Genomic DNA, 11246 nt, shown 5'->3' with positions numbered 1-11246 from the left:
TCTTTTTTGTATTGTTTTTGTAAACATATACCTTGGCTTTTCGAAAAGATGTGGCGTCCGGTATAATGGAATAAACTATGAATGAAAATGTGAGGATGTAAAGATTATGACTCAAAGACGTCCAGTGGTGGATGCATTATTGGAATTTCAGAGAAGACGGCCGATTTCGTTTCATGTCCCTGGCCATAAAAATGGTTTGCTATCGGGTTTGCCGAAAGAATTAAAAGCGGCACTCGCCTATGATGTGACGGAGCTGGAGGGCCTTGACGATTTACATGCCCCTAACGCGGCAATCAAGGAAGCAGAAGGCCTGCTGTCAGACGCATACGGTTCAAAAAAAAGCTATTTTCTAGTGAACGGGTCAACGTCAGGAAATCTTGCGATGATCCATGCGGTCTGCGGAGAAGGAGACCTGGTGATTGTGCAGCGTAACTCGCATAAATCGATCTTCCATGCGCTTGAACTGGCCCATGTAAAACCAGTTTACGTAGCGCCTGAATGGGATGAGGCGTCCAAAAGCGCTGCAGCTGTCGCCCTTTCTTCAATAGTGGCTGCCATAGATGAATATCCGGAAGCGAAAGCCGTCGTTTTGACATATCCAAGTTATTACGGTGTAGCTTCTGCTGAGCTAGAAGCAATTATTGAATTTTGCCATGAACGTAGGATCCCAGTCCTGGTCGATGAAGCACATGGGGCACACTTAGCAGCGGGTGAGCCGTTTCCTGTGAGTGCATTGGCATATGGAGCAGATGTGGTGGTTCAGTCTGCGCATAAAACTTTACCGGCTATGACAATGGGCTCGTATCTTCATATAGCAGGAGAGCTGGTAGAGGAAAGAATGATCGGGAAGTATTTGCGAATTTTTCAATCGAGCAGTCCTTCCTATCCCATTATGGCGTCTCTGGATGACGCGAGGGCATATATCCAAAATTACTCTGTTCACGATAAGCGCGATTTTCTCGAAAAACGCCTTTATTTCATTTCCAGCATCAGTCGGATTCCTTCTCTTGAAGTAGTGGAGACGGATGACCCGCTGAAGTTATTGCTGCGGGTCGAAAATAGAGGGGGCTTTCAGCTGAAAGAGGCATTGGAACAGACTGGTGTTTATGTGGAATTGGCGGATCTTTTCCAGGTGCTTTTGATCTTGCCGCTGTCAAAACCTTGGCATGCATATCCGTATGCAGAAATACGCAGCCGCATCAAAGAAGCTGTGCAAAATATGCGGCTATTGGAGAAGCTTGCTCCAAATTTCCGTCCTGGCTATCCCAAACCGGTGACAGTGCCTGAGCTGTCGTTCGAGGAAGTGGATTTATCTGTGCAGGAATGGGTGCCTTACACAAGGGCGATCGGGCGGATCTCGTCGGCGATGGTGACGCCTTATCCGCCCGGCATTCCGCTCGTAACGGCAGGGGAGAAGTGGACTGTCGAAAAAGTGGAGGAGCTTTCGGATTATCTAGGGGCTGGTGCGGAGATCCAAGGGGAACATCGCTTGTCGGAAAAGCTGGTTTCAGTTATCCCGTGGTGAGTAGAACGAACGCTTGGGTGGTATACAATAGCATATGCGAAAGCGAATGTGGGGGTAATAGTATGGAACAAGAAAAGTACGCAATTATCGATATTGGCTCGAATACCATCCGATTGGTCATTTATACGCGGGATAAGAGCGGGCGTTTTTCAGAAAGTGAGAACGTCAAAGCGGTTGCCCGTCTTCGCAATTATTTAACGGATGATAATACGCTCTCAGAAGAAGGTATACAAGTATTGATTGATACCTTGAAGAGCTTTCAGGAAGTCACACGCCACCATCAGCTCGAAGCGATTAAATGCGTGGCGACGGCTGCTGTGCGGCAGGCCAAGAACCAGGAAGCCATTATCCAGCGCGTCGGTGAGGAGACGGATTTTACGATGCGCATTCTATCGGAATACGAAGAAGCGCATTACGGTTATTTGGCTGTGGTCAATTCGATGTCATACAAAAGCGGCATTACGGTCGATATCGGCGGTGGCAGTACGGAACTGACTTTATTTGAAGGCCGTGAACTCATTCATTTCCATAGTTTTCCGTTTGGTGCCTTATCGCTGAAGAAGCAGTTTATCGAAGGAGACACCCCGAAAAATAGTGAACTAAAGGCATTGCGGGAGTTTCTCGAAACTCAGTTTTTGACACTCGACTGGATTGAAGGGAATAAATTGCCGTTAATCGGGATTGGAGGCAGTGCGCGGAACTTGGCACAGATTCACCAAGAGAAAATCGACTATCCACTTTCCGGGGTCCATCAGTACACGATGAAGCGGAAAGAAGTAGAAGAGATAAATAAATGGCTGGGATCGATAAAATTTGACGATTTGCAGCGAGTGGAAGGATTGTCGAGTGACCGGGCAGATATCATACTTCCGGCAGTGGAAGTGTTCAATTGCCTGATGGAATTGATCGGTTCTGAGCTTTTTGCCTTGAGCCGAAAAGGGCTTCGGGATGGCGTGTTTTATGAGGAAATGACCAAAGATTTCGAGATGCCGGTGTTTCCGAACGTCATTGAGGAAAGTTTCTACGATTTGGCGATCGACTACGACATCAATTTGACGCACGCGATCCATGTGACTAATAGCTCCTTGATGATCATCAGAGAGTTAGTAGATGAAGGATTTCTTGAATTGTCCGAGAGCGATCATCGATGGGTCCGTCTCGGTAGCTCTATGTACAATCTCGGTTCGTATATCGATTCCGAATCAAGCAACCAGCATACATTCTACCTGCTGGCTAACCGGACTATTGATGGACTCTTGCATAAAGAACGCATCATTGTCGCCTTGCTCGCTTCTTATAAAAATAAGAACTTGTTTAAACGCAACGCAGCGCTTTATAAAGACTGGTTTACGGAAGAAGAGCTGGATAAATTCAATATCATGGGAGCAGTCATTAAATTCGCCTACAGCTTGAATGCGACTAAACGCGATATTGTCAAAGACATTCAAATAGAAGACCAAAAAGAAGAGCTTATTTTCTCTATCCAATGCCGGGAAGACTGGAAACCGGAGCAATACCAGGTCGAAAAGCAGAAAAAGCATTTGGAGAAGTTATTGAAGAAAACGATCACCGTCCACTTTCATGAATGAATGAAACCTGAGGGGGAGTTTTGCCGTGGGAAAGAAAAAGGAAGACATGATCCAGTTGAACAATCCTTCTTATTACAATAACCGCGAATTGAGTTGGCTGGCGTTCAATGAACGGGTGTTGCAAGAAGCGCTTGACCCGCGCAATCCGCTGCTCGAAAAGCTTAAGTTCCTGGCGATTTTCAGTTCCAATTTGGATGAGTTTTTCATGGTCCGTGTGGCGGGACTACAGGACCAAGTGAAGGTGGGCTTTAATAAGCCAGAAAATAAGGCCGGGATGACGCCAAAGCAGCAATTGCATGAAATTGCCTTGAAAAACCATCAATTAGTGAATTTGCAATATGACACCTTGCGTAAAATATTGTACCCCAAGCTTCAGAGAGAACATGTTCATTTTCTGAAAGTAAGGGAATTGAATGATTCACAGCGTGAGGCTTTGGAGACTTATTTTGATGAGCATATTTTTCCGGTGTTGACTCCGATGGCGATCGATGCCTATCGTCCGTTCCCTATGTTATTGAATAAAAGCATCAATCTGGCAGTAGTGTTGGAAGACGCAGCCAAAGAAGCAGATTCTGAACAGCGGACGCGAACAGCCATCGTGCAATTGCCTGCGATGCTTGAGCGATTTGTCCAATTGCCGGAAAACGGCGGATTGCGGAAGTTATTGCTGCTCGAAGACGTCATCGGTTTCTTTATCGGCAAGCTGTTTCATGGCTATGAAGTCAAATCGACGACTGCGTTCCGCATCACCCGCAATGCGGATATGACGATACACGAAGAAGGCGCGCGCGACTTGCTCAAGGAAATCGAAGAAGAGTTGAGGAAGCGCAAATGGGGCGCTGCCGTTCGCCTCGAAGTGCAAAAAGATGGCTTGGATCCCGTTATTTTGGACTATTTGATGGATGAGTTGGAAGTGCATCCGAAAGACGTCTATGAAATTGATGGATTTCTGGATTTGACGGTGTTTTTCAGTTTTTACAAAAAGATGGCCCCAATATGGGAGCATTTGGTCTACGAGGGGAAGATTTCGCAATTGCCGGCGGGGATGGAGAACGGCAAGGCGATTTTTGCGAAAGTTGCCGATGAAGATGTTTTTTTGCATCATCCGTATGAATCGTTCGAGCCGGTCGTCGAGTTTATTTCGGAAGCGGCGGATGACACTGATGTGCTCGCCATCAAACAGACCTTGTACCGTGTCAGCGGGGATTCCCCGGTGATCAATGCCTTGAAGCGGGCAGCGGAAAACGGCAAGCAAGTAACGGTGCTTGTCGAATTGAAGGCACGTTTTGATGAGGAAAACAACGTGCACTGGGCGAAAGAACTTGAAAAAGCGGGCTGCCATGTTATTTACGGGATGACCCATTTAAAGACCCATAGCAAGATCACTCTTGTGGTGCGGAAAAAACAAGGGCGCATCGAGCGTTTTGTCCATCTTGGGACCGGCAATTACAACGACCAGACGGCAAAAATCTATACCGATATGAGCTTATTTACCTCGAAAAAGGAAATCGGTGTCGATGCGACAAATTTCTTCAATTACTTGAGCGGCTACACGGAAAAGCCAGAATTCCATTATTTATCGGTGGCGCCGTTTTCGATCAGGAAAGATATTCTTCATTTGATCGATTCCGAAATTCGGTACGAGAAAAAGTACGGCAATGGCCATATTGTGGCTAAAATGAACTCGTTGACGGATAAGAGCATCATCATCAAGCTGTACGAAGCGTCGCGTGCCGGGGTGAAAATCGATTTGATCGTCCGGGGAATTTGCTGCTTGCGCCCAGGGATCCCGGGAGTGAGCGACAATATTCGCGTGCGCAGCATTGTCGGGCGCCTGCTCGAACATAGCCGTGTGTATTATTTCCATCAAAACGGCAAAGAAAAAACTTTTTTGTCCTCTGCGGATATGATGACGAGGAACCTGAACAACCGCATTGAAATCCTTTTCCCGATTCTCGATAAGCAGGTGAAAGGGCAGGTGTGGGATATTCTTGAGCTCGGGCTGAGGGATAATGTCAAAGCCCGTGAACAGGACGAGGAAGGCAATTATGGCTATGTCCGGCGAATCGAAGGGCAAGCGGTGATCGATAGCCAAATGGAACTGTTCGAGCGCGCATACCAAGTGGCGGAAGACGAGGAATAAGGTCTAAAGGAAGTTGTGGAACAGCCCATTTTTGCGTTATAGTGGGTAAGGTTTTAGTTAAAAGACAAGGGAACAGGTGAAAATATGAGTTATTTTATTACGCTAGAAGGCGGCGAAGGGTCGGGAAAAACGACGGCCTTGGCGAAGCTGGCAGAGCGACTGGTCGCTGATGGGTTTGAAGTGGTGACGACGCGTGAACCGGGAGGCATTGAAATCGCAGAGAAAATTCGCGAAGTCATCTTGGACCGGACGCATACGGCGATGGACGCCCGTACCGAAGCGTTATTATATGCAGCGGCGCGGCGCCAGCATTTGGTGGAACGTGTGCTGCCGGCGCTTCAGGCAGGGAAAATCGTTCTTTGCGACCGTTTTGTCGACAGCAGCCTCGCTTATCAGGGGCACGCACGCGGGCTTGGCCTGGACAATGTGCTGGCAATCAATGAATTCGCTATCGAAGGACATATGCCTGAATTGACGCTATATTTTGATGTCAATCCGAAAACGGGGCTTGCGCGCATCGACCTCGATCAAGGACGTGAATTCAATCGCCTAGACGAGGAGTCACTGGCGTTTCATTACAAAGTAAGAGAAGGCTATTTGCTATTGCTCGGCCGCTACCCGGAACGCATGCAGCTTATCAATGCAGAAAATGAGTTGGATGAAGTGGTGGCGGATGCGTATGAAGCATTGCAGCGCTTCTTGGCTGAAAAACAATAATGGATTGCCGGCAGTCCTGTTCGTTAAGGGCTGTTTTTTCATGGACTGAATCAACGGCTTTGTGCATAAAGTCATGAATTTTTCGCATTGCCTAAAGGAAAGATGTGACGGCACGTTCGCCGTTCGTGTTATACTAATACATAGAGAAGCAACCAAAAAAGGAGTGAGTGCTGATGAAACTCGTCGTTGCAGTGGTACAGGATCAAGACAGTAACCGCTTATCCAATGCGTTGACGAAAAATGATTTCCGGGCTACCAAGCTTGCCAGTACGGGAGGGTTCTTGCGCTCAGGAAATACCACCTTTTTAATCGGGGTCGACGATAGCCGTGTCCCGAAATTGATGGATTTGATCCGCGACAATTGCCGCGCGCGTGAACAGATGGTGGCGCCGGTTTCCCCGATGGGCGGAAATGCGGATTCCTATATACCGTATCCGGTCGAAGTGGAAGTGGGCGGGGCAACGATTTTTGTCTTGCCAATCGAACAGTTCCAACAATTTTAAGGAGCAGCTTGGCTGTTTCTTCGTCCGCACTACCCGTGATCCATCTGGAACACGGGATTTTTTACAAAGTTTGAAGGTGGAATCATGCACAAGACCATAGAAGAATTGCACGAGATGCAGCCGGTTGTGTTAAAACGGCTGCAAGGGGCGTATGCCAATGACCGTCTGGCCCATGCGTATCTACTCGAAGGGCCATCGGGTTCCGGAAAAAAGGAACTGACGCATTTTTTTGTCAAATTATTATTATGTGAAACACCGATTGATAATGTTCCATGTGAAACATGCCGCAGCTGTAAATTGTATGAAAGCGGCAATCACCCGAATATTTTATTCATAGAACCGGATGGCCAGAATATCAAAATCGACCAGATCCGCGATTTGATTTATACGATGAATAAGACAGCGCTCAACAGTGGGCGTAAGATCTACGTGATCGAGCAGGCGGACCGGATGAATAATTCCTCTGCCAACGCCTTGCTGAAGTTTTTGGAAGAACCGGAAGCGAATGTAACCGCGTTGTTGCTAACGGAGCGCTTGAATGCCATCATGAGCACGATCCGCTCACGCTGCCAGCTGCTGTCATTCCAGCCGCTGTCACGACCGAAGCTGATGGAGCGCTTGATGGCGGATGGCATGACGGGGTCGATGGCGGCGACGGTGAGTATGCTGACACAAAGCGAGCAGGAAGCGAAGCGACTCAGCGAGGAAGAGCAGTTTGCCGATGAACGGAAACTGGTGTTGAAGCTGGTCGAGACGGTCGGGGGCAATGTCCACGAGGCATTACTTTTGATCCAATCTGATTGGCTGCCCTTGTTCAAGGAGAAAGAAGATGCCGAAAGAGGGCTCGACATGTTATTATTTGCATATCGGGACATCGCGACAGTGAAAGCGGGTCTTGAAACTGCACGCACGTATCCGGACATGGAAGAAACTTGGAAGCAGATGGCGCTTCAACGTTCGTTCGATGTATTGTCCAAGCAGCTGCAGGCAGTGCTACAAGCCAAACAGCAATTGCCGCGCAATATGAACCGGACACTGTTGATGGAGCAATTAATGCTAAATCTGCAGGAGGGGTAAAAAAGTGTATAAAGTAATAGGAGTCCGCTTCAAGAAAGCGGGTAAAATATATTATTTCGATCCAGGCGAAGCACTGATCGAAAAAGACGATTATGTCATTGTGGAAACAGCACGGGGCATCGAATACGGCAAAGTGGTCGTTCCCGTGAAAGAAGTGGGCGAGAACGATGTTGTTCTGCCGCTAAAGCAAGTGGTTCGCGCCGCCACTGAACGCGACCGCCTGCAAGTGGATGAAAACCGCTCAGAAGCAGAGCGCGCGTTTGAAGTCGGGACGGAGAAAATCGAATCTCACCGCTTGGACATGAAGTTAGTCGATGTGGAATACACATTCGATCGCAATAAGGTCATTTTCTATTTCACCGCAGAAGGCCGTGTCGATTTCCGTAATTTGGTGAAAGACTTGGCGTCGATTTTCCGTACGCGCATCGAACTCCGCCAGATCGGCGTGCGTGACGAGGCGAAGATGCTTGGCGGCATCGGGCCATGCGGTCGCATGCTGTGTTGTTCGACTTTCCTTGGCGATTTTGAGCCAGTGTCGATCAAGATGGCGAAAGACCAGAACCTGTCGTTGAATCCGTCGAAGATTTCAGGGCTGTGCGGCCGTTTGATGTGCTGCCTGAAATACGAGAACGATGAATACGAACAGGCGAAAAAGGAAATGCCGGATATCGGCGCACGCGTCGAGACGCCAGATGGCAACGGCCGCGTCGTCAGCTTGAACTTGCTTGAAAGAGTATTGAAAATCCGCCTGGCTGAACAAGATCAGACGCTGGAATATACATTGGATGAAATCATGAACCAAGGGACGAGAGCGTGAGGTGGTGGTATCAGTGAAAGAAAAGAACTTTTTGGATACGGTCATGGATTTTGAACAGCAATTGGAATCGATGCAAGAGCAGTTCCGTGATTTGAAAACAGTAGTAGCGAGGACGATGGAAGAGCACCATGCGCTGCAACTGGAAAATCACCATTTGCGTGCCCGCCTCGATGAACTGAACGAAAAGGTGCCGGAACCGGAAAAAGTCGACCCGGTCAAATTAAAAAAAGCCGTCATGGATATCGGCGAAGGCTACGATAACTTGGCGCGCCTTTACCACGAAGGCTACCACGTCTGCAATGTCCATTTCGGCAGCTCCAGAAAAGGCGACGACTGCTTGTTTTGTTTATCTTTCCTGAATAAGCAGAACTGACAAAGAAAAGCCGAAACGGCCGTTTTGGCAAGGCAAGCACAATATAGAAATAGAACCACCAGGCTTCCGACACTCCGTGTGGCGGCAGCCTTTTATTATGGCAGGAGTGAACGATATGTTAACAGATGACGAACGGCTGGATTATTTGCTGGCGGAAAACTTGCGCATCATCCAGAGCCCGTCGGTATTTTCCTTTTCCTTGGACGCGGTGCTGTTGGCGCGTTTTGCCTATGTGCCGAAAAAGCGTGGCCGCATTGTCGATTTATGCACGGGCAATGGGGCGATTCCGTTGTTTTTGAGCGCCCGCACCGAATCTAGCATCACAGGCGTCGAATTGCAGCCCCGCCTGGCTGGGATGGCGCGCCGCAGCATCGAATTCAACGGCCTCGATGGACAGATCGACATTATCGAAGGCGACGTGAAAGAAATTCCTGCGCAGCTCGGCTACGAGAAATTCGATACGGTCACCTGCAATCCACCGTATTTCCCGGCGCATGACATGAGCGATAAAAACTTAAGCGAACACATGGCGATTGCGCGCCACGAACTGCACCTGACATTGGACGAAGCGGTACGGTCTGCGAGCCAGTTATTGAAGCAAGGCGGCAAAGCGGCGTTTGTGCATCGTGCGGGAAGATTGATCGATATCATGGCAGCGATGCGCAACAACCGCTTGGAGCCAAAACGCATCCGGCTTGTCTACCCGAAAGCGGGCAAAGAAGCGAATACTTTATTGATTGAAGGCATCAAGGATGGCAAACCGGATTTGAAAGTATTGCCGCCTTTGATCGTTTACGGAGACGACGGCGAATACACGGAAGAAGTGCGAGGTTTGCTGTATGGAAGTGAACAATGAGCATTATTTCTACGTGCTTGAATGCGGAGATGGGTCGTATTATGCGGGATATACAAATGATTTAAAGAAACGCTTGGCCAAGCATGAAAGCGGGAAAGGCGCAAAATATACGCGCTCCCGCGGCCCGTTGACGCTCCTTTACCACGAAATGTACGAAACAAAGCCAGAAGCGATGAAAGCGGAATACGCCTTCAAACAATTGAGCAAGGCGGAAAAAATCGCCTATATTCAGGACGGAAAGGCGGAACGGACATGAAATCACAGAAAAGTTTCAGTGGCGAACAAACGACGCTTTATTTAGTGGCGACACCGATCGGAAATTTGGAAGACATGACGGTGCGTGCGCTGCGGCTGTTAAAAGAAGTGGACGTCATTGCGGCGGAAGATACACGCAACACCAAGAAGCTTTGCAATTATTTTTCCATCGATACCCCGCTAGTCAGCTATCATGAACACAACCAGGACAGCGGGGGAGAGAAAATTCTCCGCTATTTGGCGGAAGGTAAGTCGGTGGCACTGGTCAGCGATGCCGGCATGCCGTGCATTTCAGATCCAGGGGAAGACATCGTGAAAAAAGCGGTCGAGGCAGGCTATCCGGTCGTCCCGGTGCCGGGTGCAAATGCAGCACTCAGCGCATTGATCGCTTCTGGAATCACTCCGCAGCCGTTCCTGTTTTACGGGTTCCTATCGCGCAATAAGAAAGCGCGTCAGGCGGAACTCGAAAAATTGAGCCAGAAAGAAGAAACGCTGCTGTTTTACGAAGCGCCGCATCGTTTGAAAGATAGTTTGAAAAACCTGATGGCGGTATTTGGCGGTGAGCGCCGGATTGTATTGGCCAGGGAAGTGACCAAAAAATTTGAGGAATTTCTGCGCGGAAACTTAGAAGAAGCCGTCGCTTGGGCGGAGTCGAATGAAATCCGCGGCGAATTCTGCTTGGTGGTTGAAGGCAATCCGGAGCCCGACGCGCTCGAAGTGGATGAGTGGTGGAAAGAACTAACATACGAACAGCATGTCACCCAGTTGATGGAACAAAAACAAATTTCTTCAAAAGAAGCGATCAAGGAAGCAGCAAAAGCGCGCGGCCTGCCGAAGCGGGATGTATACGAAGCATTCCATAAAGACTGAATCGAGCCCATAAAAAAAAGCCGGTGTGCATAGGCACGCCGGTTTTTTATTTCTTCAAATTGCTTTGGATTTCTTTGACAAGCTGCTCCGCGCCTTCTGGGCTTAGGATCAATTTGCCGCCAACCAATTGCATGTTCTCATCGGAAACTTCACCAGTTACCGCACATGTCATATTTGGCATATATTTTTTCAAGATAATTTTGTCGTCGTCGACATAAATCTCCAACGCGTCTTTCTCTGCGATTCCTAGCGTACGGCGCAATTCAATCGGAATAACTACGCGGCCCAGTTCATCCACTTTACGTACAATACCAGTCGATTTCATAATCATTAGCCCCTTTCAATTTTAGCGGCAGAATTCGTCAAAATTCGACATTTACCACTTCTTGTCATAAATCATACCAAGTAATGTCAATTAGGTCAATAAAAAACTATGGATTTCATAATAAATTTTGGGTTATTGAGGCAAATACCCATTATTTCGTTATTTTTTTGCCAATTATTTTCCTGTAACCCTATTT

General features: G+C 48.2%; 12 protein-coding genes. 11 read left to right on the top strand and 1 reads right to left on the bottom strand.

Annotated features, from left to right (window positions below; genetic code table 11):
• Nucleotides 1-106 precede the first annotated feature (106 nt).
• From ON064_RS07295 to rsmI, 11 genes are all read left to right on the top strand, one after another.
• Entirely contained in the window at nt 107-1525 is a 1419-nt protein-coding gene (locus ON064_RS07295) for an aminotransferase class I/II-fold pyridoxal phosphate-dependent enzyme (RefSeq protein ID WP_274624249.1), read from the top strand.
• A gap of 62 nt (nt 1526-1587) precedes the next feature.
• Nucleotides 1588-3114, top strand: a complete 1527-nt coding sequence (gene ppx / locus ON064_RS07290; protein WP_274624248.1) for an exopolyphosphatase — start codon at nt 1588-1590, stop codon at nt 3112-3114.
• 25 nt (nt 3115-3139) lie between these two features.
• Nucleotides 3140-5257: an RNA degradosome polyphosphate kinase gene (locus ON064_RS07285; RefSeq protein ID WP_274624247.1), complete on the top strand. Its 2118-nt coding sequence runs from the start codon at nt 3140-3142 to the stop codon at nt 5255-5257.
• An 84-nt stretch (nt 5258-5341) separates the two neighbouring features.
• The gene (gene tmk / locus ON064_RS07280; protein ID WP_274624246.1) at nt 5342-5974 is read left to right on the top strand and encodes a dTMP kinase; all 633 of its coding nucleotides are present in this window, start codon (nt 5342-5344) and stop codon (nt 5972-5974) included.
• 173 nt (nt 5975-6147) lie between these two features.
• Nucleotides 6148-6477, top strand: coding sequence for a cyclic-di-AMP receptor (locus ON064_RS07275; protein WP_058382245.1), 330 nt, complete (start codon nt 6148-6150; stop codon nt 6475-6477).
• Nucleotides 6478-6561: 84 nt separating this feature from the next.
• Nucleotides 6562-7554: a DNA polymerase III subunit delta' gene (gene holB / locus ON064_RS07270; RefSeq protein ID WP_121301352.1), complete on the top strand. Its 993-nt coding sequence runs from the start codon at nt 6562-6564 to the stop codon at nt 7552-7554.
• Between the two features lie 4 nt (nt 7555-7558).
• Entirely contained in the window at nt 7559-8371 is an 813-nt protein-coding gene (locus ON064_RS07265) for a PSP1 domain-containing protein (RefSeq protein WP_274624245.1), read from the top strand.
• 13 nt (nt 8372-8384) lie between these two features.
• Entirely contained in the window at nt 8385-8744 is a 360-nt protein-coding gene (gene yabA, locus ON064_RS07260) for a DNA replication initiation control protein YabA (RefSeq protein WP_058382242.1), read from the top strand.
• 115 nt (nt 8745-8859) lie between these two features.
• A complete protein-coding gene (locus ON064_RS07255; RefSeq protein ID WP_274624244.1) occupies nt 8860-9600 on the top strand; it encodes a tRNA1(Val) (adenine(37)-N6)-methyltransferase in 741 nt (246 codons plus the stop codon).
• The gene (locus ON064_RS07250) at nt 9584-9856 is read left to right on the top strand and encodes a GIY-YIG nuclease family protein (protein ID WP_274624243.1); all 273 of its coding nucleotides are present in this window, start codon (nt 9584-9586) and stop codon (nt 9854-9856) included. Before ON064_RS07255 ends, ON064_RS07250 begins: the two co-directional genes overlap by 17 nt.
• Nucleotides 9853-10725, top strand: a complete 873-nt coding sequence (gene rsmI, locus ON064_RS07245; protein WP_274624242.1) for a 16S rRNA (cytidine(1402)-2'-O)-methyltransferase — start codon at nt 9853-9855, stop codon at nt 10723-10725. Before ON064_RS07250 ends, rsmI begins: the two co-directional genes overlap by 4 nt.
• 46 nt (nt 10726-10771) lie before the next feature.
• Here rsmI and ON064_RS07240 read toward each other — a convergent pair whose 3' ends face one another.
• Nucleotides 10772-11050, bottom strand: coding sequence for a transition state genes transcriptional regulator AbrB (locus tag ON064_RS07240; RefSeq protein WP_058382238.1), 279 nt, complete (start codon nt 11048-11050; stop codon nt 10772-10774).
• Nucleotides 11051-11246 lie beyond the last annotated feature (196 nt).

The sequence above is a fragment of the Planococcus sp. A6 genome (assembly GCF_028823615.1).
Classification (GTDB): domain Bacteria; phylum Bacillota; class Bacilli; order Bacillales_A; family Planococcaceae; genus Planococcus.
The sequence above is the reverse complement of the archived record's forward strand: the minus strand, read 5'-3'. Positions and strand labels throughout refer to the sequence as shown.